Source organism: Klebsiella scottii, assembly GCF_036561945.1.
In the GTDB taxonomy this organism is placed as follows: domain Bacteria; phylum Pseudomonadota; class Gammaproteobacteria; order Enterobacterales; family Enterobacteriaceae; genus Klebsiella; species Klebsiella scottii.
In genome coordinates, this window is the sequence record NZ_JARXNI010000019.1 from 142,146 (window position 1) to 162,755 (window position 20,610).

General features: G+C 58.7%; 16 protein-coding genes and 2 pseudogenes. 11 read left to right on the forward strand and 7 right to left on the reverse strand.

Features of this window, described 5'->3' with window-relative positions; all coding sequences use genetic code 11:
- The first annotated feature begins 14 nt into the window (after positions 1 to 14).
- Both QFI97_RS04455 and QFI97_RS04460 read left to right on the forward strand, forming a co-directional pair.
- The gene (locus tag QFI97_RS04455; RefSeq protein ID WP_346430621.1) at positions 15 to 1,502 is read left to right on the forward strand and encodes a UxaA family hydrolase; all 1,488 of its coding nucleotides are present in this window, start codon (positions 15 to 17) and stop codon (positions 1,500 to 1,502) included.
- Between the two features lie 184 nt (positions 1,503 to 1,686).
- A complete protein-coding gene (locus tag QFI97_RS04460; RefSeq protein ID WP_095099733.1) occupies positions 1,687 to 2,241 on the forward strand; it encodes a YgjV family protein in 555 nt (184 codons plus the stop codon).
- A 14-nt stretch (positions 2,242 to 2,255) separates the two neighbouring features.
- Here the strand turns inward: QFI97_RS04460 and sstT are convergent, their stop codons facing one another.
- The 4 genes from sstT to QFI97_RS04480 all read right to left on the reverse strand — a co-directional run bounded on the left by sstT (position 2,256) and on the right by QFI97_RS04480 (position 6,569).
- On the reverse strand, positions 2,256 to 3,503 hold the full coding sequence (sstT, locus tag QFI97_RS04465; RefSeq protein WP_095099730.1) for a serine/threonine transporter SstT: 1,248 nt from the start codon (positions 3,501 to 3,503) through the stop codon (positions 2,256 to 2,258).
- 253 nt (positions 3,504 to 3,756) lie between these two features.
- On the reverse strand, positions 3,757 to 4,725 hold the full coding sequence (locus QFI97_RS04470) for a TerC family protein (protein WP_095099727.1): 969 nt from the start codon (positions 4,723 to 4,725) through the stop codon (positions 3,757 to 3,759).
- 280 nt (positions 4,726 to 5,005) lie between these two features.
- Positions 5,006 to 5,995, reverse strand: a complete 990-nt coding sequence (locus tag QFI97_RS04475) for a Gfo/Idh/MocA family protein (protein ID WP_331834942.1) — start codon at positions 5,993 to 5,995, stop codon at positions 5,006 to 5,008.
- A 70-nt stretch (positions 5,996 to 6,065) separates the two neighbouring features.
- On the reverse strand, positions 6,066 to 6,569 hold the full coding sequence (locus tag QFI97_RS04480) for a M48 metallopeptidase family protein (RefSeq protein WP_041147337.1): 504 nt from the start codon (positions 6,567 to 6,569) through the stop codon (positions 6,066 to 6,068).
- An 85-nt stretch (positions 6,570 to 6,654) separates the two neighbouring features.
- Here QFI97_RS04480 and rlmG point away from each other — a divergent pair, with 85 nt between their 5' ends.
- Positions 6,655 to 7,791 (forward strand): 23S rRNA (guanine(1835)-N(2))-methyltransferase RlmG, encoded by a 1,137-nt coding sequence (gene rlmG, locus QFI97_RS04485; protein ID WP_346430622.1) that lies wholly within the window; start codon positions 6,655 to 6,657, stop codon positions 7,789 to 7,791.
- A gap of 59 nt (positions 7,792 to 7,850) precedes the next feature.
- Here rlmG and QFI97_RS04490 read toward each other — a convergent pair whose 3' ends face one another.
- From QFI97_RS04490 to lsrR, 3 genes and pseudogenes are all read right to left on the reverse strand, one after another.
- Positions 7,851 to 9,872: an oxidoreductase gene (locus QFI97_RS04490; RefSeq protein WP_346430623.1), complete on the reverse strand. Its 2,022-nt coding sequence runs from the start codon at positions 9,870 to 9,872 to the stop codon at positions 7,851 to 7,853.
- A gap of 112 nt (positions 9,873 to 9,984) precedes the next feature.
- Positions 9,985 to 11,635: pseudogene (gene lsrK / locus QFI97_RS04495) on the reverse strand (autoinducer-2 kinase).
- A gap of 37 nt (positions 11,636 to 11,672) precedes the next feature.
- Positions 11,673 to 12,644: a transcriptional regulator LsrR gene (gene lsrR, locus QFI97_RS04500; RefSeq protein ID WP_045856735.1), complete on the reverse strand. Its 972-nt coding sequence runs from the start codon at positions 12,642 to 12,644 to the stop codon at positions 11,673 to 11,675.
- A gap of 219 nt (positions 12,645 to 12,863) precedes the next feature.
- Here lsrR and lsrA point away from each other — a divergent pair, with 219 nt between their 5' ends.
- From lsrA to QFI97_RS04540, 8 genes and pseudogenes are all read left to right on the forward strand, one after another.
- Entirely contained in the window at positions 12,864 to 14,351 is a 1,488-nt protein-coding gene (lsrA, locus tag QFI97_RS04505) for an autoinducer 2 ABC transporter ATP-binding protein LsrA (RefSeq protein WP_346430624.1), read from the forward strand.
- Positions 14,348 to 15,382, forward strand: a complete 1,035-nt coding sequence (gene lsrC, locus QFI97_RS04510; protein WP_346430625.1) for an autoinducer 2 ABC transporter permease LsrC — start codon at positions 14,348 to 14,350, stop codon at positions 15,380 to 15,382. The genes lsrA and lsrC overlap by 4 nt, the downstream gene beginning before the upstream one ends.
- Positions 15,382 to 16,384, forward strand: a pseudogene (lsrD, locus tag QFI97_RS04515) (autoinducer 2 ABC transporter permease LsrD). Before lsrC ends, lsrD begins: the two are co-directional and overlap by 1 nt.
- Positions 16,381 to 17,394 (forward strand): autoinducer 2 ABC transporter substrate-binding protein LsrB, encoded by a 1,014-nt coding sequence (gene lsrB / locus QFI97_RS04520; RefSeq protein ID WP_095099703.1) that lies wholly within the window; start codon positions 16,381 to 16,383, stop codon positions 17,392 to 17,394. Before lsrD ends, lsrB begins: the two are co-directional and overlap by 4 nt.
- Before the next feature lie 11 nt (positions 17,395 to 17,405).
- Positions 17,406 to 18,293, forward strand: a complete 888-nt coding sequence (gene lsrF, locus QFI97_RS04525; RefSeq protein ID WP_095099700.1) for a 3-hydroxy-5-phosphonooxypentane-2,4-dione thiolase — start codon at positions 17,406 to 17,408, stop codon at positions 18,291 to 18,293.
- The gene (gene lsrG / locus QFI97_RS04530; protein ID WP_331834936.1) at positions 18,290 to 18,583 is read left to right on the forward strand and encodes a (4S)-4-hydroxy-5-phosphonooxypentane-2,3-dione isomerase; all 294 of its coding nucleotides are present in this window, start codon (positions 18,290 to 18,292) and stop codon (positions 18,581 to 18,583) included. The genes lsrF and lsrG overlap by 4 nt, the downstream gene beginning before the upstream one ends.
- A gap of 622 nt (positions 18,584 to 19,205) precedes the next feature.
- Positions 19,206 to 19,919: a hypothetical protein gene (locus QFI97_RS04535; protein WP_095099694.1), complete on the forward strand. Its 714-nt coding sequence runs from the start codon at positions 19,206 to 19,208 to the stop codon at positions 19,917 to 19,919.
- Positions 19,920 to 20,118: 199 nt separating this feature from the next.
- A complete protein-coding gene (locus QFI97_RS04540) occupies positions 20,119 to 20,598 on the forward strand; it encodes an Hcp family type VI secretion system effector (RefSeq protein ID WP_095099688.1) in 480 nt (159 codons plus the stop codon).
- Positions 20,599 to 20,610 lie beyond the last annotated feature (12 nt).

A 20,610-nucleotide genomic window follows, 5' to 3' on the forward strand; every position in this document is an offset into this window, starting at 1 on the left:
AGAGGTCGGTTGATATGCAATACATTAAAATCCATTCGCAGGATAACGTCGCGGTTGCGTTGGCTGATATGGCTGCAGGTACTACGGTCACTATCGACGATGCGGTGGTGACGCTAAGCCAGGATATCGTCCGCGGGCACAAGTTCGCGCTATGCGGCATTGCGAAGGGAAAAAACGTCATTAAGTATGGTTTGCCTATTGGTCATGCGCTGGCGGATATCGCGCCAGGGGAGCATATTCACGCCCATAATACGCGGACCAACCTGAGCGACCTTGACGAGTATAGCTATCAACCGGATCTCGCCGAGCCGTCGGCGCAGCCCGCCGATCGCGAGGTACAGATTTATCGTCGGGCTAACGGCGACGTCGGGGTGCGCAACGAGCTGTGGATCCTGCCGACCGTTGGCTGCGTCAACGGCATCGCGCGTCAGATCCAGAATCGCTTCCTGAAAGAGACCCAGGATGCGGAAGGCACCGACGGCGTTTTCCTCTTCAGCCATACCTACGGCTGTTCGCAGCTGGGGGATGACCATATCAACACCCGCACCATGCTGCAAAACATGGTGCGTCATCCAAACGCCGGCGCGGTGCTGGTGATTGGCCTCGGCTGTGAAAATAATCAGGTCGACGCCTTCCGGGAGACGCTGGGCGATTTCGATCCGCAACGCGTGCATTTTATGGTCTGCCAGTCTCAGGAAGATGAAGTGGAAGCGGGGATCGAACATCTCCACCAGCTTTATCACGTGATGCGCCAGGACAAGCGCGAGCCGGGTAAGCTCAGCGAGCTGAAGTTTGGCCTCGAATGCGGCGGCTCGGACGGGCTGTCGGGGATCACCGCCAACCCGATGCTGGGGCGTTTTTCTGACTACCTGATTGCTAACGGCGGCACAACCGTACTCACGGAGGTGCCGGAAATGTTCGGCGCCGAGCAGCTGCTGATGAGCCACTGCCGCGATGAAGCGACCTTCGACAAGCTGGTCACCATGGTGAATGACTTCAAACAGTATTTTATTGCGCACAACCAGCCGATTTACGAGAACCCGTCGCCGGGCAACAAAGCGGGCGGGATCACCACGTTGGAAGATAAGTCGCTGGGCTGCACGCAGAAAGCGGGCTCCAGCCAGGTGGTGGACGTCCTGCGCTACGGCGAGCGCCTGAAGGTGCACGGCCTGAACCTGCTGAGCGCGCCGGGCAATGATGCGGTCGCGACCAGCGCGCTGGCCGGCGCCGGTTGCCACATGGTGTTATTCAGCACCGGTCGCGGCACGCCTTACGGCGGCTTTGTGCCGACGGTAAAAATCTCCACCAACAGCGAGCTGGCGGCGAAAAAGAAACACTGGATTGATTTTGATGCCGGCCAGCTGATTCACGGTAAAGCCATGCCGCAGCTGCTGGAAGAGTTTGTGGATACTATCGCCGAGATTGCCAGCGGCAGGCAGACCTGTAACGAACGCAATGACTTCCGCGAGCTGGCGATCTTCAAAAGCGGCGTCACCCTCTGATTACCCGTTATCTTTCACGTCCCTGCCGCGTTTATTCGCCCCGGTCGCTGACTTCAGTAAGCTCCCGGGGTGTCTGAACTTGCCGCCTTGCCGTGGCGTGAAATCTTTTGAGTAATAAAGGGGAGGCGGTTCAAAATCGGCGTTGCAGATAATGCCGCGCCGTTTTGTTTTATAAGGATTTTTCATGACTGCGTATTGGCTGGCCCAGGGCGTAGGTGTCATTGCCTTTCTGATCGGTATTACCACTTTTTTCAACCGCGATGAGCGCCGGTTCAAGCTGCAGCTTGCCGTCTATAGCGCAACCATTGGCGTACATTTCTTTTTGATGGGGGCATACCCGGCGGGAATGAGCGCCGAGCTTAATACCGTTCGAACTCTTATCTCAATGCGCACCCGCAGGCTGTGGGTGATGGCCGTTTTCATTGTGCTTACGCTGGTGCTGGGATTGGCAAAACTTCAGCATGCGATGGAGCTATTGCCGATTATCGGCACGCTCGCCAGCACCTGGGCGCTGTTTCGCTGTACGGGGCTGACCGTTCGCGGCGTGATGTGGTGCGCGACCGCCTGCTGGGTGGTACATAATTTCTGGCTGGGGTCGATCGGTGGCACGTTGATTGAAGGCAGTTTTCTGGTGATGAATGGGCTGAATATCGTTCGTTTCCGACGGATGCAAAAGCGGGGTATCGATCCGTTCAAGGTGGCGACAGCGCAGGTGAAAGAGAGCCCCTCCGCGCGCTAGCGGAGGGGGGCGGATTAGCCACGCAGGGCGTTTTTCGCTAAACGCGCATCTTCCGCCTGGCATACCGCAGCGGTAAACATCACGTCGGTGGAGGAGTTAACGGCGGTTTCGCAGGAATCCTGCAGGACGCCGATGATAAAGCCGACGGCCACGACCTGCATGGCGATCTCGTTGGGAATACCGAACATGTTGCAGGCCAGAGGGATCAGCAGCAGCGAACCGCCCGCGACGCCGGACGCGCCGCAGGCGCACAGCGAGGCGACGACGCTCAGCAGCAGCGCCGTGGGCAGATCAACCGGAATGCCCAGCGTATGTACCGCCGCCAGCGTCAGCACGGTAATGGTGATGGCCGCCCCGGCCATGTTCACCGTTGCGCCCAGCGGAATAGAGACGGAGTAGGTGTCGCGGTCGAGATTCAGCTTTTCGCACAGCGACATATTCACCGGGATGTTGGCCGCCGAGCTGCGGGTGAAGAATGCCGTCACGCCGCTTTCGCGCAGGCACATCAGGACCAGCGGATAGGGATTCCTGCGGGTCTGCGCGAAAACCAGCAGCGGGTTAACCACCAGCGCGACGACCGCCATGCAGCCAATCAACACCAGCAGCAGCTGGGCGTAACCCCACAGCGCGGAAAAACCGGTGGTCGCCAGCGTGGATGACACGAGCCCAAAAATGCCGATCGGCGCAAAGCGGATCACCAGCCTGACGATAAAGGTCACCGCATCGGAGACGTCATTGACAAGGTTTTTGGTGCTCTGGTTGCCGTGACGCAGGGCAAAGCCGAGGCCAACCGCCCAGACCAGAATCCCGATATAGTTGGCGTTGATAAGAGCATGAACCGGGTTCGCCACAATGCTCATCAGCAGGCCGTGGATAACCTCGACGATACCCGACGGCGGGGTAATATCCGTGGCCCCTGTCGTCAGCTGTAGCGTTGAAGGGAAGATAAAGCTGAACAGCACCGCGATCAGCGCGGCGCTGAAGGTGCCCAGCAGATAAAGGAATAAAATGGGGCGAATATTGGTCTTTTGTCCCTGCTGGTGGTTGGCGATAGAAGCCATAACCAGCATCAGAACCAGCACCGGAGCGACGGCTTTCAGCGCGCCGACAAACAGCGTGCCCAGCAGGCCAACGGCGATGGCGGCAGGTTTTGACACCAGCGCCAGCAGCACGCCGAGAACCAGACCCAGTAAAATTTGTTTGACCAGGCTACCCTGGGACAGGCGCTTTAGCAGGCCCGATGGGGGAGTATGAGTCGTCATTATTCATTCCTTCCTGTGATGTTGCGTCCGTTCCGGGGCGTATTCTTTGCTACGTTTATGTCCGGATGTAAGTAAATGTTTGCCCGGTTGAGTATACGGAAACAGCGGCGAGGAGAAAGCGTAAAATGCTGCTTATTGCGTCAGGATGTGATTTTTTAACTGTATTTTAACGGTTTTGTGACATTGGTAGGGATAACGCGCGGTAAACGCGAAGGACCGGGGGAAATGGCGCTCCACCCGGTCCGCAAAGGGCCTACTGCAGCCGTTTTTTCTTATCGTGCTGCTGATTGACCCAGGCGTTAATCAGCAGCGTCAGCGTCAGAATACCGCCTACCGCCCCGAGCGAAACGCCGATCGGGATATGATAGAAATCGACGATCAGCATCTTGATACCGATAAAGACCAGGATGACCGACAGGCCGTATTTCAGCATCGAGAAACGCTCCGCAACGCCCGCCAGCAGGAAGTACATCGCGCGCAGGCCGAGGATCGCGAACAGGTTCGAGGTCAGGACGATAAACGGATCGGTGGTGACGGCGAAAATAGCCGGAATGCTATCGACGGCGAAAATGACGTCGCTTATCTCCACGAGGATCAGCACCAGCAGCAGCGGCGTGGCGAACAGCACGCCGTTTTGCCGGGTAAAGAAGTGCTCACCCTCAATTTTGTCGGTCATCCGCAGGTGGCTGCGGATCCAGCGTACCAGCGGCTTATCGCCGATGCCGGAATCATCCTCTTTCGCCAGCGCCATCTTCACCCCGGTAAACAGCAGGAACGCGCCGAAGATGTAGAGCAGCCACTCAAACTGGGAGATAAGCCAGCTGCCGGCGAAAATCATCACCGTACGCAGCACGATCGCCCCAAGAACGCCGTATACCAGCACCCGACGCTGTAGCGCAGGCGGTACCGCGAAGTAGCTAAACAGCATCAGCCAGACAAAGACGTTATCGACGGCCAGCGCTTTTTCGATCAGGTAGCCGGTGAGGAAGGCCAGCGCCTGCGGATCGGCGACCGCGCGCCCTTCGGTTTGCACCAGATACCACCAGAAAGCGGCGTTAAAGAGAAGGGAGAGAGTGACCCACAGAATTGACCAGCCCGCAGCCTGCTTCATGGTCATGCTATGCGCACCGCGACGTCCCTGAAGCAGCAGGTCGATAGCCAGCATGATCGCTACGACCACAGCGAATCCGCCCCATAACAACGGTGTGCCGACACTATTCATTACGATATTCCTTACATAAAAACAAAACGGCTGACGTCGGAAGACGGCAGCCGCTGCGTGTTTATGCATAGACCTCGCCTTCCGGCAAGGTCTCACTTACAACTCTAAAAGTACCCGCCCACAGGACGCGGCCTTTTATCGTTGCCCGGCGACCGGATGCGCGTTTGACGCACATCGTAATGACGATCCACCGGCAAGGAAGTTACTCCCCTTTGCACGTAACAAAGTATTACAACTCATAAATGGCGTCAATGGTCGCTGACGGCCCCTTTACACTCTTTTACGCCGCCGGCAGGCTATCCGCCGGGAAAACGACTCCGGTCTGACGGCGAATCTCGCTCAGCAGCTGCGCCGTAATGCGGCTAACCTCCAGCCCCGGGTGAGTCACCTGATTGGCTTCAACCAGCCGGGCAAACTCTTCCGCTTCATACAGCATCGTATTGATATGCTGCGGCTGCGTCAGGTCCTGGGCTTTCCCGCCGCGCGGAATAAAGCACACTTTCTGGCATTCGGAGATTTTCTCGATCACCAGCGAGCCGGCTTCCCCCTGGATTTCACTCGGCAGCGTAGAGTCGCTCACTTTTGAATGGTGCAGGGTGACGTCGAAATCAGGATAGCTCAGCACCACCGTGCCCTGGGCATCGACGCCGCTCTCCAGCAGGCTGGCGCTGGCGTGGACGGCTCGCGGCTCGCCCCACAGCGCGACCGCCGAGGCCAGGCAGTAAAAGCCGATATCCATGATCGAGCCGTTAGAGAAGGCCGGATTGAAGGTGTTCGGGTTCTCGCCGTCGAGATAGCGCTGATAGCGCGAAGAGTACTGGCAGTAGTTGATAAAGGCTTTGTGGAGGCGGCCAATTTTGCTAAGCGACTGCTGCAGCAGCTGGAAGTTTGGCAGGCTGGCGGTTTTAAAGGCTTCGAACAGCACCACCTGGTTTTCCCTGGCGGCGGCGATCGCGGCCTCGGCTTCGCGGATATTGGAGGCCAGCGGCTTTTCGCAAATTACGTGCTTTTTATGCGTCAAAAACAGATGCGTTTGCGGGAAGTGCAGGGAGTTCGGGCTGGCGATATACACCGCGTCAACGGCATCGCTCTGCGCCAGATCGTCCAGCGAGGTGAACAGGTGTTCCACCGGATAATCGTTAGCGAAAGCCTGCGCTTGTTCAAGGCTGCGGGAGTAGATGGCGGTGAGCTTATACTTGCCGGTTTCATGGGCGGCATCGACAAACTGGCGGGTTATCCAGTTTGTGCCAACAACTGCGAAACGTATCATAAACGTTGACGAACTCCGTGAAAGGGAACCTTTCGTCACTCTAGCATGCCATCATGACAAAACCAGTGCGCTACTGCGCAGAACGATTTAGCGAAAGGTGCGTTAGCCACAGGCGGGTATCGAACTCCAGCTGGTGATACTGCGGCTCCATATAGCAGCAGAGCTGATAGAACGCTTTGTTGTGGTCCTTTTCTTTCAGATGCGCCAGCTCGTGAACCACAATCATCCGCAGAAAGGCTTCCGGCGCGTCGCGGAACACCGTCGCGACGCGAATTTCAGCCTTCGCCTTCAGCTTGCCGCCCTGCACGCGTGAAATGGCGGTATGCAGGCCGAGCGCGTTGTTCAGCACGTGGATCTTGCTGTCATACATCACTTTATTCACCGGAGCCGCGCCGCGCAAAAAGCGGGTTTTCAGATCCTGGGTATATTGATACAACGCCTTATCGCTGTTGACGTCGTGGCTCTGTGGATAGCGTTTTTCCAGCACCGCGCCAAGGCGCTGCTCGGCAATTAATGTGCGCACCTGAGAGAGTAAACTCTCCGGATAGCCCTGCAGGTAAGTTAGTTGACTCATCAAAGCCCCAAATAAAAAATAAAAAGGGTATACTCACGCACCCTTTTCAGGGATAACGCCAAAATTTTACCACTCAGGAGGGCCGATGAGCCACTTAGACAACGGTTTCCGTTCACTGACACTGAAACGTTTCCCGGAAACGGACGACGTTAACCCGCTGCTGGCGTGGGAAGCGGCGGATGAATACCTGCTGCAGCAGTTGGACGATACGGAGATTAACGGCCCGGTCCTGATTCTGAACGACACCTTCGGCGCATTGAGCTGCGCGCTGGCCGAACATACGCCTTACAGCATCGGCGACTCTTACCTCACCGAGCTCGCCACCCGCGAGAACCTGCGCCATAACGATATTGCGGAATCCAGCGTCAAGTTTCTCGACAGCACCGCCGAATATCCGCAGGCGCCGGGCGTGGTGCTGATAAAAGTGCCGAAAACGATGGCGCTGCTGGAGCAGCAGCTGCGCGCGCTGCGCCTGGCGGTGACGCCGCAAACCCGCATTATTGCGGGGGCTAAGGCGCGGGATATCCATACCTCGACGCTGGAGCTGTTTGAAAAGGTGCTGGGCCCGACCACCACCACTCTGGCCTGGAAGAAAGCGCGCCTGATCAACTGCACCTTCAGCGCGCCCGCGCTGGCCGATGCGCCGGAGACCCTGAGCTGGAAGCTGGAAGGAACGGAGTGGACGATCCACAACCACGCGAACGTCTTCTCCCGTACCGGGCTGGATATTGGCGCGCGCTTCTTTATTGAACATCTTCCTGCAAACCTCGAAGGCGAGATTGTCGATCTCGGCTGCGGCAACGGCGTGATTGGCCTGACGCTGCTGGAGAAAAACCCGCAGGCCAGCGTGGTGTTTGTGGATGAATCACCGATGGCCGTTGCCTCCAGCCGCCTGAACGTTGAAACCAACATGCCCGAAGCGCTGGACCGCTGCGAATTTATGATTAACAACGCGCTGTCGGGCGTGGAGCCTTTCCGCTTCAACGCCGTGCTGTGCAACCCGCCGTTCCACCAGAAGCATGCGCTGACGGATAATATCGCCTGGGAGATGTTCCACCACGCGCGCCGCTGCCTGAAGATCAACGGCGAGCTGTATATTGTGGCAAACCGTCACCTGGACTATTTCCATAAGCTGAAGAAAATTTTCGGCAACTGCACCACCATCGCCACTAACAATAAGTTCGTGGTATTGAAAGCGGTGAAGGCGCGTAAGCTGCGCTGATTGACGAACTTGCCAGCGGCGGTTGCCCGGACGGACGCAGCGCCGCCGGGCAGGCGCGGCTAAATCTCCAGCGCCAGCCGGGTTCCCTGGGCAATTGCGCGGCGGGCGTCGAGCTCCGTCGCCACGTCGCAACCGCCTATCAGATGCACCGTTTTCCCCGCCGCCCGCAGCGGGTCCGCCAGCTCGCGCTTCGGCTCCTGGCCGGCGCAGATAATCACCCGATCGACGCTGAACAGCTGCGCTTCGCCGCCGATGGTTACGTGTAGCCCCTCATCGTCGATCTTCTGATAGCTCACCGCCGGGATCATTTTCACGCCGCGAGCCAGCAGGGTGGCGCGGTGGATCCAGCCGGTGGTTTTGCCTAAGCCGTCGCCGGGTTTACCGGCTTTACGCTGGAGCATGACGATCCTGCGCGGGCTTTTCGGCTGCCGGGCGCCTTCTGCCCGCAGTCCGCCCGCGGTCTGCAGGCTGGTATCAATTCCCCACTCCTCGCAGAACCCGGCAATATCCTGGCTGGTGGCGGGCCCCGGCTGGCTGAGGTACATCGCGGTATCAAAGCCGATGCCGCCGCAGCCGATAATCGCCACGCTATCGCCCACCGGCACTTTATCGCGCAGCACGTCGAGATAGCTCAGCACCTTCGGATGAGTAATGCCGTCGATATCCGGCATCCGCGGGGCGATACCGGTGGCGAGGATCGTTTCATCAAACTCCATCAGCCGATCGGCGTCGATCGGCGTATTCAGCCGCAGATCGACGCCGGTCAGATCCAGCATTCGCCGGTAGTAGCGTAGGGTTTCATAGAACTCCTCTTTGCCGGGGATCTGCTTCGCGATATTAAACTGGCCGCCGATCTCTTTTTGCGCGTCGAACAGCGTCACGTGGTGCCCGCGCGAGGCGGCGTTGACGGCAAAGGCCAGCCCGGCGGGGCCTGCGCCAACCACCGCCAGCCGTTTCGGCGCGGCGGCGGGGGTGACCGGCATCAGGGTTTCGTGGCAGGCGCGGGGGTTAACCAGGCAGGAGGTCACTTTACCGACGAAGATCCGATCGAGGCAGGCCTGGTTGCAGCCGATACAGGTATTGATCTCATCCGCACGGCCGCTTTGCGCTTTCGCCAGGAATTCACCGTCGGCGAGGAAGGGGCGGGCCATCGACACCATATCGGCGTCGCCGCGGGCGAGGATCTCCTCCGCCACCTGCGGATCGTTAATTCGGTTGGTGGTGATGAGCGGAATCGACACCGCGCCTTTCAGCTTGCGGGTCACCCAACTGAAGGCGCCGCGCGGCACAGGGGTGGCGATGGTCGGAATGCGCGCCTCGTGCCAGCCGATGCCGGTATTGATAATCGTCGCTCCCGCCGCCTCAACGGCTTTTGCCAGCGTAATCACTTCCGGAAGGGTGCTGCCATCGTGCACCAGATCGAGCATCGACAGGCGATAAATAATAATAAAGTCGTCCCCCGCGCGCTGGCGCACGGCCCGCACGACCTCGACGGCAAAGCGCATGCGCTGGTTGTAGTCGCCGCCCCACCGATCGTCGCGCTGGTTGGTGCGCGCGGCGAGGAATTCGTTGATCAGGTAGCCTTCCGAGCCCATCACTTCGACGCCGTCGTAGCCCGCTTCCCGCGCCAGCTGGGCGCAGAGGGCAAAATCGTCGATCAGCCGCAGAATCTCATCGTGGCTCAGGGCGTGCGGGGTAAAGCGGTTAATAGGGGCCTGCAGCGCCGAAGGAGCCACCAGCTGCGGCTGGTAGCTGTAGCGGCCGGTATGCAGGATCTGCAGGGCGATTTTGCCGCCTTCCCGATGCACCGCGTCGGTAATGTGCCGGTGATGCGCGAGGTGGCTGGCGTCGTTGAGCACCGCCCCGCCCGCCATCGTAACGCCGGAGGCGGCAGGCGCCACGCCGCCGGTCACAATCAGCGCGACCCCGTGGCGAGCGCGCTCGGCGTAAAAGGCCGCCAGCCGCTCCGCGCCGTCGGCGTGTTCCTCCAGCCCGGTATGCATCGACCCCATCAGCACGCGGTTTTTAAGCTGGGTAAAGCCCAGATCGAGCGGAGCGAATAACGACGGATAGTGGCTCATAATGGCTTCCAGTAGCTAATATGTAACATTATTGTTATGTGGTCGGATGAGTTACTAATTTAGCCGTCGCGGGAGAAAAGGGAAAAGGGGAGTGCGGCGATTGTGATGGGATTCAAAGAATGATGCGCGGCGCCGCGCCATCGGCTCTCAGCGATGGCGCGGTAGCCGGTGGGCTACGTCCGGTGGCGAGGCGCTGTCGGAGAGAGTCCCGGCGCCTGCCACATGGAGGTGGTCAGCCCGCTGTCCACCAGCCCGAGCTGGTCGGCGTAGACCGACTGCCATTTGCTCATCATCTCCTGATAGAGCTCGCGATGCGCCGGGTCAGGGGTAAACACCCGATGCCAGCCCACCAGCTTTTCACCCGTCGCCGCCATATCGTCGTACAGCCCGGCGCCGGTCCCGGCGGCGATGGCGCAGCCGAGCGCGGTGGCCTCGCGCACCACCGGTACGCGCACCGGCAGGCCGGTGACGTCGCTGAGGATCTGGCTCCACAGCGCGCCTTTCGAACCGCCGCCGGCGAAGACCAGGCTATCGAACGTGACCCCCGAGAAGCGGGAGATTTGCGCGAGATTGCAGGCGGAGACAATCGCCGCATTCTCTTCCAGCGCGCGGAACAGGGTCGCCTTATTGCACTTTTCCGGGTCGATGGAGAGGTTAATAAACGACGGCGCGGCGTGGTACCACTGCTTAAAATGCATCGCATCGGAGAAGATCGGCATCACCCCGTGGGAGCCGGCGGGCACCCGGCTGGCCATCTCCTCCAGCAGGGAATAGGCGTCAACGCCGAGGCGCTCGGCCACCAGCTTCTCTTCGGCGCAAAAGGCGTCGCGGAACCAGCGCATGGTGAGGCCGGTAAAGAAGCTAATCGACTCCGCCTGGGCCATGCCGGGAATGACGTGGGGATTGACGCGAATATTCATCTCCGGGTCGGTGCGCGGCTGCGGCAGGTTGACCACCTGCTGCCAGAAGGTGCCCCCCAGCACGGCGGTCTGCCCCGCGCGCACCACCCCGAGGCCGAGGCAGCCCAGCTGCACGTCGCCGCCGCCCATCACCACCGGCGTGCCAGCCCGCAGCCCGCACTGCTGCGCCGCGGCGTCGGTGACCGCTCCCAGCAGCGTGCCGGTCTCTTTCACCGGCGAGAGCATATCGGCGCGCAGCCCGGCCATATCCAGCAGCGCCGGACGCCAGTCGCGGCTGAACAGATCGAGCATCCCGGTGGTGCCGGCGTTGGACGGGTCGACGGCCAGCTCGCCGGAGAGTTTTGCCGCCAGCCAGTCGCTAATCATGGTGATGGTTGCCGCCTGGCGGTAGATATCCGGGCGATGGTGGGCGAGCCACAGCAGGCGCGGCATGGCGCTGAGCGCCAGGGTTTGGCCGGAGACCTCATACACTTCGGACTCAAAGCGGAAATCGTGGATCTCTTTGAGCTCCGCCACCTCGCGGCTGGCGCGCGCGTCGACGTTGGCGCAGGCCCAGATGGCCTCGCCGCTGCGGTCGTACAGGACGATGCCTTCGCGCATCGAGCAGCAGGCGACGGACTGAATATCCGCCGCGCCGAGGTGAGCGGCGGCCAGCGCCTGGCGGATGCACTGGCAGGCCAGCTGCCAGTTGGTGCTAAGGTCGAACTCCATCGAGCCGGGAACATTTTCCACGCTTAGGTGTTTCCATTCGGCCTGGCCGACCGCCACCTGGCGCCCCGCAAGATCGAAAACCACCGCCCGAATGCTGCCGGTCCCGGCATCTAACGCTAACAGGTAACTCATGACATGCGCCTCGCTGGTATTGCGCGGCGCATGGCCATCAGGAGGCCAGCGTAAGAACCGCGCGTGCTGTTGTCTCTTCCGTTACCAGGCCATTAATCCGCTTGCCGATCAGGGCCGCGTAAATCGCCTGCGCTTTTTCCGTTCCTCCGGCAACGCCGACAATGGTCGGCAGCTGCGCCAGTTCGTCAAGGGTAACGCCGAGCAGTTCCCGGTGAATTTCCAGCCCCTCAACCCGCCTGCCGTCGGCCTGCAGGAAATAACCCAAAATGTCGCCTATTGCCCCTTTACGGGCGTACATCAGCTGTTCGCCTTCGCTGATATAGCCGGAGCGCAGGATGGTGGCGTCGCGGCGCTGGTCGATAGCCCCGATGCCCACCACCGCCGCATCCGCCGCGGTGGCGGCGAGGATCACGTCGCGCACGCTCGACTCCCGACGCAGGATCTCGGCGACGTCGGCGGAAGAGACCCGCAGCGGCGCCGGAATAATGCTGACGCTACAGGCGGCGTCCAGCTGGCCGATGCCGGTCATGTAAGGACCCACGCCGCCGGAAAGGGTCACCAGCCGCACCTGCTGAGAGCTGATAAAGCCGCTCAGATGCTGCAGGCAGCTCATGGTGGCCTCGCCAAAACCGACCGCCAGCAGCTGCCCCGGCGCCAGCACGCCCATCAGCGACTGCGCCGCGCCGATCCCCAGGCGGGTGTTCATCGGCGGGGTATTCAGCGCCGGAAGAACGCGCGCAATCTTCAGATCGAAACGCCGCTGCAGCTCGGTCTCCAGTGCCAGGCAGCCTTCGTAGCGGGAGTTGATCTGCACGCGGATCACGCCGGACTGACGGCCTTTCTCCAGCAGCCGGGAGATCTTCAGCCGCGGCAGCCCCAGGCGTTCGCCAATGTCATTCTGCGTCAGGCCATCGTGGTAGTAGCACCAGGCAACCCGAGCCACCAGCTCTTCCTCGGCTAACGCCAGCCCGGCGTAGCGGCTCTCTTCCGTAATGCGTTTTTCGCTCATAAATTGAACTCTTATAAAAATTTAGATCATATGTTCGCTATTGCACGGTCGGAAAATGTGAGCCGGCCGGCAAAACCGATCTTTGGCTGTTCGCTGGTTTTATTCAAACGATCTAAAGCATAAAACTGTGATCATCGCACGGTTGTAAATATAGTTCACGGTCTACGCTTTTGAACATTATTAAATTAAAAAATCATTTGTTCAAACCGAGGCGTGATAATGAAGCCACTGCTTGAAGCCCGCCAAATCTACAAACAGTTCTCCGGCATTAGCGTGCTGAAGGCGATTGATTTCACGCTATTTTCCGGCCAGGTACACGCCCTGATGGGCGGCAACGGCGCCGGGAAATCGACGCTGATGAAGATTGTCGCCGGAGTGGAAACCCCCGACGGCGGCGAGCTCACCCTCGGCGGCAGCACCTTTGCGCGCCTGACTCCCGCGCTGGCTCATCAGCAGGGCGTTTATCTGGTGCCGCAGGAGCCGATGCTGTTTCCCAACCTGACGGTGCGGGAAAACATCATGTTCCGTCTGCCGAAGCGCGCCGATAGCGCCGCGCAGCTGCAGGAAAAGCTGCGGCAGCTCAGCTGCCAGCTGAATCTCGACGCGGCGGCCAGCACCCTGGAGGTGGCGGATCAGCAAATGGTCGAGATCCTGCGCGGCCTGATGCGCAAAGCGCAGATCCTGATCCTCGACGAGCCCACCGCCTCCTTAACGCCGGGCGAAACGGCGCGTCTGTTTTGCCAGATCCGCGCGCTGCAGGATCTCGGCGTCGGCATCGTCTTTATCTCGCACAAGCTGCCGGAGATCCGCCAGATCGCCAGCCACGTCTCGGTCATGCGCGACGGCGCGGTGGTGCTGAGCGGGCATACCGCCGACTACAGCGACAATCAGCTGGTGAGCGCCATGACGCCCGTCGACCGGGAGCACGCCCTCAGCGATACGCAGAAGCTGTGGCTGGCGCTGCCGGGCAACCGACGCACCCAGCCGCAGGACTTCCCGGTGCTGCGGGTGGAAGATCTCACCGGCGAGGGGTTTATCGATCTTAGCCTCGAGATCTACGCCGGGGAGATCGTCGGCCTCGCCGGGCTGGTGGGGTCCGGGCGCACCGAATTTGCCGAAACCCTCTACGGCCTGCGGCCGCTGCGCGCGGGGCGGGTCTGGCTGGAGAACCGCGATATCAGCGGTGCCAGCACCCGGGCGCGGCTGGCCGGCGGGCTGGTCTATCTGCCGGAAGATCGTCAGGTTTCCGGACTGTTTCTCGATGCGCCGGTGCGCTGGAACACGGTGATGTTTAACCAGCCGTCGCTGTGGCAGCAGGATAAACGCGAGGCGGCGGCGGTGGAGCGCTATCACCGGGCGCTGGGGATCAAATTTGCCGATAGCGACCAGCCGGTGCGCACGCTCTCCGGCGGTAACCAACAGAAGGTGCTGCTGGCGCGCTGCCTCGAGGCCAACCCGCTGCTGCTGATCGTCGACGAGCCGACGCGCGGCGTGGACGTCTCCGCCCGCGCCGATATCTACCAGCTGCTGAAAAGCGTCGCCGCGCAGAACGTCGCGGTGCTGATGATTTCCAGCGATCTGGATGAATTTGTTGGCCTGGCCGACCGGGTGCTGGTGATGCATCAGGGCAGACACAGCGGCGAGCTGGCGCAGCAGGCGGTGACCGTCGAACGCATGATGGCGCTGGCATTTGGAGGAGCGGCATGAAAACGTTATTGAAAAATCGCGAACTGAGCGCCTTTCTCGCCATCGTGGTGCTGTTCGCCGGGCTGGTGGCGCTCAATCCGGCCTACTTCAGCCTGCAGACCCTGGGCATGATCTTCGCCAGCTCGCAAATCCTCTGCCTGCTGGCGCTGGGGGCAACCCTGGTGATGCTGACCCGCAATATCGATGTTTCCGTCGGTTCCACCGTCGGCCTGTGCGCCATTGCGGTGGGCGTGGCGCTCAACGGCGGCTATGGCCTGACGGAAGCCATTGCTTTTGCGCTGGCGATTGGCGCCCTGGCGGGGGCCTTTAACGGCCTGCTGGTGGTGGGTCTGCGCATTCCGGCGATTGTCGCCACTCTTGGCACCCTCGGGCTGTATCGCGGGGTGATGCTGCTGTGGACCGGCGGTAAATGGATTGAAGGCCTGCCGGATAGCCTCAAGTCGCTCTCGGAACCGGCGTTTATCGGCGTCTCGCCGCTGGGCTGGCTGGTGCTGGTTCTGCTGCTGGCCGGGGCCTGGATGCTGTCGCGGACCGCCGCCGGCCGCGATTTCTACGCCGTCGGCGATAATCTGACCGCCGCGCGCCAGCTGGGAGTGGCGGTAAACCGCACGCGGATGCTCGCCTTCACCCTTAACGGCATGCTGGCAGCCTGTGCGGGCGTTGTTTTTGCCGCCCAGATTGGCTTCGTGCCCAACCAGACCGGCAGCGGACTGGAGATGAAGGCCATTGCCGCCTGCGTGCTCGGCGGTATTTCCCTGCTTGGCGGCACCGGGACGCTCATCGGCGCGTTTCTCGGCGCCTTCTTCCTCACTCAGATTGATACCGTGCTGGTGCTGCTCAGGCTCCCGGCGTGGTGGAACGACTTTATCGCCGGGCTGGTGCTGCTCGGCGTGCTGGTGCTCGACGGGCGGCTGCGCCAGGCGCTGAGCCGCCACCAGCGAGCGCTGAAATATGCCCGCTTTCAGCCTGGTAATAAGGGGGGAAAGCGCGTAGCCCCGTTTACAAAGCGTAAAAACAAAGAGGTGGCGTGATGAAGCTCAGCTGGGAAAGCGCGCTGCTGGCGCTGCTGGTGGTGGAAATTCTGCTGTTCGGGGCCATTAACCCGCGGATGCTGGATATCAATATGCTGCTGTTCAGCACCAGCGATTTTATCTGTATCGGCATCGTGGCCCTGCCGCTCACTCTGGTGATCATTAGCGGCGGGATCGATATTTCGCTCGGCTCGACCATTGGCCTGTGCGCCATCGCGCTGGGAGTGATGATGCAAGCGGGCTGGCCGATGGGGCTGGCAATCCCGCTAACGCTGCTGCTTGGCCTGCTGTGCGGGCTGATTAACGCGGCGCTGATCCACTACACCGGTATCAGCCCGCTGGTGATTACCCTCGGCACCCTGTACCTCTACGGCGGCGGAGCGCTGCTGCTCTCCGGCATGGCGGGCGCGACCGGCTATGAAGGGATAGGCGGCTTCCCCGACGCCTTCACCGCCTTCGCCAACCTGACGCTGTTCGGCCTGCCGCTGCCGCTGGTGTTGTTTATCGTCATCACCTTTTTCTTCTGGCTGCTGGCCCACCGCGGGCGCTTTGGCCGCCACCTCTTTCTGCTCGGGCAGAACCCGCGCGCCGCGCGCTATGCCGCGCTATCGGTTAACGGCATACCGTACGTGCTGTATGGCCTGGTGGGCGTGGCGTCGGCGGTAGCCGCGCTGGTGATGGTCTCCTATTTCGGCTCGGCGCGTTCGGATTTAGGCCGCGACCTGCTGATGCCGGCGCTGACCGCCGCGGTGCTTGGCGGGGCGAATATCTACGGCGGGTCAGGTTCGGTTATCGGTACGGCGCTGGCGGCGCTGCTGGTGGGATATTTACAACAAGGTTTACAGATGGTCGGCATCCCCAACCAGGTGTCGAGCGCGCTGTCAGGGGCGCTGTTGGTTGTGGTGGTGATGGGGCGCTCGCTGAGCCTGCACCGTGAATGGGTGCGAATGACCTGGCGACGCCTTTCTCGCGCATAAAACAATCGGAGCACACATACGATGAAAACCAAACGAATCCTGCAAATGAGCGCCCTGGCGCTGGCAATGAGCGTGGTGACCGCTCAGGCCGCAGACCGCATTGCCTTTATTCCTAAACTCGTTGGCGTTGGCTTCTTTACCAGCGGCGGCAACGGCGCCAAAGAGGCGGGCAAGGCGCTGGGCGTCGACGTCACCTACGACGGTCCGACCGAACCGAGCGTCTCCGGCCAGGTGCAGCTGATCAACAACTTCGTCAACCAGGGCTACAACGCGATTATCGTCTCCGCCGTGTCGCCGGACGGCCTGTGTCCGGCGCTCAAGCGCGCGATGCAGCGCGGCGTGAAGGTGCTGACCTGGGACTCCGATACCAAACCCGAATGCCGCAGCATCTATATCAACCAGGGCACCCCGCAGCAGCTCGGCGGACTGCTGGTGGATATGACCTCGCAGCAGGTGAGCAAACCGGCCGCTAAGGTGGCGTTCTTCTACTCCAGCCCGACGGTGACCGACCAGAACCAGTGGGTCAAAGAGGCCAAAGCGAAGATTGCCAAAGAGCATCCGCAGTGGCAGGTGGTGACCACCCAGTTCGGCTATAACGACGCCACCAAATCGCTGCAAACCGCCGAGGGAATATTAAAAGCCTATCCGGATCTCGACGCCATTATCGCCCCGGACGCCAACGCGCTTCCGGCGGCGGCGCAGGCGGCGGAGAACCTCAAGCGTCAGGGGGTGGCGATTGTCGGCTTTAGCACCCCGAACGTTATGCGCCCGTACGTCGAGCGCGGGACGGTGAAGGCTTTCGGCCTGTGGGATGTGGTCCAGCAGGGCAAAATTGCGGTTAACGTCGCCGATCGTCTGCTGAAAAAAGGCGATCTTAACGTTGGCGACAGCGTGGAGGTAAAAGATATCGGGACGCTGAAGGTCGAGCCGAACAGCGTTCAGGGCTATCAGTATGAGGCGAAAGGCAACGGCATCGTGCTGCTGCCGGAGCGCGTGGTGTTCACCAAAGAGAACATCAACAACTACGACTTCTGACGGGGGATGAAATGGCAGATTTAGACGATATCAAAGAGGGGAAAAACTTTGGCCTGGACCGACCGCAGCAGAACGCGCTCTACGGGCTGAAGGGCTGCGGATCGCTGGAGTGGGGGATGCAGTCCCGGCTGGCGCGCATCTTTAACCCACACAGCAACCGCACGGTGATGCTGGCCTTCGATCACGGCTATTTTCAGGGGCCGACCACCGGGCTTGAGCGGATCGATCTCTCCATCGCCCCGCTGTTTGATGAGACCGACGTGCTGATGTGTACTCGCGGGATCTTAAGAAGCACGGTACCGGCGGCCACCAATAAGCCGGTGGTTTTGCGCGCCTCCGGCGGTAACTCAATCCTCAGCGAGCTTTCCAACGAATGCGTGGCGGTAACGATGGAGGACGCGCTGCGCCTTAACGTCTGCGCGGTCGCGGCGCAGGTCTATATCGGCAGCGAATATGAGCATCAGTCGATCGGCAACATTATTAAACTGGTGGATGCCGGGAACCGCTACGGCATGCCGGTGCTGGCGGTCACCGGGGTTGGTAAAGAGATGGCCCGCGACGCGCGCTATTTCTCGCTGGCCAGCCGGATCGCCGCCGAGATGGGGGCGCAGTTCGTAAAAACCTATTTTGTTGAAGAAGGTTTTGAAAAAGTGACCGCCAGCTGCCCGGTGCCGATCGTGATTGCCGGCGGCAAAAAGCTGCCGGAGCAGGAGGCGCTGGAGATGTGCTGGCGGGCGATTGACCAGGGCGCGTCCGGCGTCGATATGGGGCGCAATATTTTCCAGTCCAGCGCGCCGCGCGCGATGCTGAAGGCGGTGAAGAAAGTGGTGCACGAGAATATGAGCGCCCGCGAGGCGTATCAGTTCTGGCAGGAGGAGAAGCAGGGGGAGCTGAAATGAACGTGACGCTGGTCGAAATCAATATCAAGCCGGAGCGGGTGCACGAGTTTCTCGACGTCTTTCGCGCGAACCATGAAGGGGCGCTGCAGGAGCCGGGTAACCTGCGCTTCGACGTTCTGCAGGACCCGGAGGTGAAGACGCGGTTTTTTATCTACGAGGCCTATAGGGATGACGAAGCCGTGCTGGCGCACAAAAAAACGCCGCACTATCTGGCCTGCGTCGAGAAGCTGGATGAGATGATGTCGCAGCCGCGGCAGAAGCGCAGCTTTATAGGCCTGCTGCCGGAATAGCATTGGAAACTGGCCTGCGGGCTCGTCCGGCGAACGGATTACCGCAGGCTAAGTCCCGGCTGGAGGGGGGCAAGGGACTTTTCCCTGGATACGGGGATGTACCACTTCAGGAGCCGGGTCATTGGTGGCGATTTTAACGCCGTGGTGAAGATAGATTTTATTGCTCAGTAAACCAAAGGGTGGTTCACAGTATGGGCCTTATCCATTAATTGATCTGGAAAATATAACTTTCTTCGGGAATTTAAATTTTCAATTGAGAGCCTCCTTCCATAAATAACCCTTCCGTACAACAGAATGAATTTATTCTCACGTCGCTTCTGCAATATTAGGTTTTACATGTATCATCCTTCACTATTCTTACCGCAGCGCACGGCGAGCTTTTTGTATTGTTGATATCGTGTGTATGGTTATGTCTCAATACCTATAGCAGCCTCAATGAATCCCACTCTTGATATATTCAGCATGTTTATATATACAGAAATGAACTGCTAACTAAATTATTAATTAACACTCTACGAATGAACAGTTCGAGAGTTTAAGGTGTTTTTTGTGATTTTCATTTGAGTTGTTTGTTTTTTCGGCATATATTTCCATTTAACAATATTAAAAGTAAGGACACTTTATGAAGGCCTCCAGCTATTTAAAGATGAAGTTACAAAGTGACAGGCAGTTAGCTGTTTATGGACAACAGGGCGTGACCTCCACATGGAAAGCAATGAAGGGTATTGGTTCTGATATTTACTCTGGAGTTGAGCGGGTAAGCTGGTATTCTTCTTGTCTTATCCCCCGCTATCATGATGTTTGTAATAAATTAGTTTCTGAAGAACAGCGCATGTATAAGTCGATTCTTTCTGTTTTTCGTTATCACGACGTAATTGGTCATATGTTCTACCTCTATTTTGAAATGATCATTAACGATAGCAAAAATGACAATCAGCAAGGCAGTGTACGATATGTTGACTCCAAAATTACACAAATGGCTACGAAAGTACCCGTTGGTAGAGCAACTCGCTTTGCATTGGCTCTGACTCTTTCGAAAGCTCTTTCTGCATCCGATTTAGTATCTGACGCCGTAATTAAGCGCCTGTCAAAGCGCACACCGGCAATCGTCATGGCTCTTCAGCTTTTTGGTTCTGAGCAAAAATGCGCTATTGCCGCACGACAACTTAAAACACTCGATCCATCGTATTACGCAATCCTTTATAATGCAGAAGTTGAAATGTTGTATTATTTTATTGATCCCATTCTTTCAGATGTTATCAAGCAATATCAAATGCGATTCTATAATAACTACGATGAATTTTATGCTTATCTAAAGAGCCACTACCATGTTTAAAAGCTTGCTATCAATACTCTTTACGGAAATACTTTTCCTCGTTTGGATATTTGCAAGTGGATTAATTTTTATGTATTTAGTCCCTGAATACTGGTTTGTATTGACTGTGGTTTCAGTCATATTGTTAATTATTGTCCATCCTGTTTTATTCGGGCGATTTGATAAGTACGATAAATAATTACTACGAAAAGGATCTTTTATGTCAAACCCAGCTTATTTATGGTTGACGGATGAAAATGGTTCACCAATGGTTGGCCCATCGCTTGTATTGGGTCGTGAAGGTGCTATCGAGTTGAAATCATTCACCCATAATGTCAATATTCCAGTTGACGGCAATACCGGAAAACTGACAGGTACGCGTATTCATATGCCGATTATGTTCCAAAAAGAATTTGATCGTGTAACCCCCATGCTCTATCGCGCGCTGAGTACCGGGAAAACCCTACAATCTGCGATATTCAAAATGTACCAGATTATTGAGGCCGGATTAGAGCAGGAGTACTTCAATATTATTCTCGAAAACGTAAAGCTGACATCAATTACACCGGATTTATACCCAGGAGCAAATACAGGAACGCATCTTGAAACGATTCTTATGCGCTATGAAAAAATTACCTGGAAGCATTGCGATGGCAATATTATCTATACTGACTCATGGAATGAGTGGGCGACATATTAACTTTATGGGCAA

Bases quoted from the DNA above. Each gene is read 5' to 3' on its own strand.
- QFI97_RS04455 (WP_346430621.1), top strand. From the start codon at position 15: ATGCAATACATTAAAATCCATTCGCAGGATAACGTCGCGGTTGCGTTG.
- QFI97_RS04460 (WP_095099733.1), top strand. From the start codon at position 1,687: ATGACTGCGTATTGGCTGGCCCAGGGCGTAGGTGTCATTGCCTTTCTG.
- sstT (WP_095099730.1), bottom strand. From the start codon at position 3,503: ATGACGACTCATACTCCCCCATCGGGCCTGCTAAAGCGCCTGTCCCAG.
- QFI97_RS04470 (WP_095099727.1), bottom strand. From the start codon at position 4,725: ATGAATAGTGTCGGCACACCGTTGTTATGGGGCGGATTCGCTGTGGTC.
- QFI97_RS04475 (WP_331834942.1), bottom strand. From the start codon at position 5,995: ATGATACGTTTCGCAGTTGTTGGCACAAACTGGATAACCCGCCAGTTT.
- QFI97_RS04480 (WP_041147337.1), bottom strand. From the start codon at position 6,569: ATGAGTCAACTAACTTACCTGCAGGGCTATCCGGAGAGTTTACTCTCT.
- rlmG (WP_346430622.1), top strand. From the start codon at position 6,655: ATGAGCCACTTAGACAACGGTTTCCGTTCACTGACACTGAAACGTTTC.
- QFI97_RS04490 (WP_346430623.1), bottom strand. From the start codon at position 9,872: ATGAGCCACTATCCGTCGTTATTCGCTCCGCTCGATCTGGGCTTTACC.
- lsrR (WP_045856735.1), bottom strand. From the start codon at position 12,644: ATGAGCGAAAAACGCATTACGGAAGAGAGCCGCTACGCCGGGCTGGCG.
- lsrA (WP_346430624.1), top strand. From the start codon at position 12,864: ATGAAGCCACTGCTTGAAGCCCGCCAAATCTACAAACAGTTCTCCGGC.
- lsrC (WP_346430625.1), top strand. From the start codon at position 14,348: ATGAAAACGTTATTGAAAAATCGCGAACTGAGCGCCTTTCTCGCCATC.
- lsrB (WP_095099703.1), top strand. From the start codon at position 16,381: ATGAAAACCAAACGAATCCTGCAAATGAGCGCCCTGGCGCTGGCAATG.
- lsrF (WP_095099700.1), top strand. From the start codon at position 17,406: ATGGCAGATTTAGACGATATCAAAGAGGGGAAAAACTTTGGCCTGGAC.
- lsrG (WP_331834936.1), top strand. From the start codon at position 18,290: ATGAACGTGACGCTGGTCGAAATCAATATCAAGCCGGAGCGGGTGCAC.
- QFI97_RS04535 (WP_095099694.1), top strand. From the start codon at position 19,206: ATGAAGGCCTCCAGCTATTTAAAGATGAAGTTACAAAGTGACAGGCAG.
- QFI97_RS04540 (WP_095099688.1), top strand. From the start codon at position 20,119: ATGTCAAACCCAGCTTATTTATGGTTGACGGATGAAAATGGTTCACCA.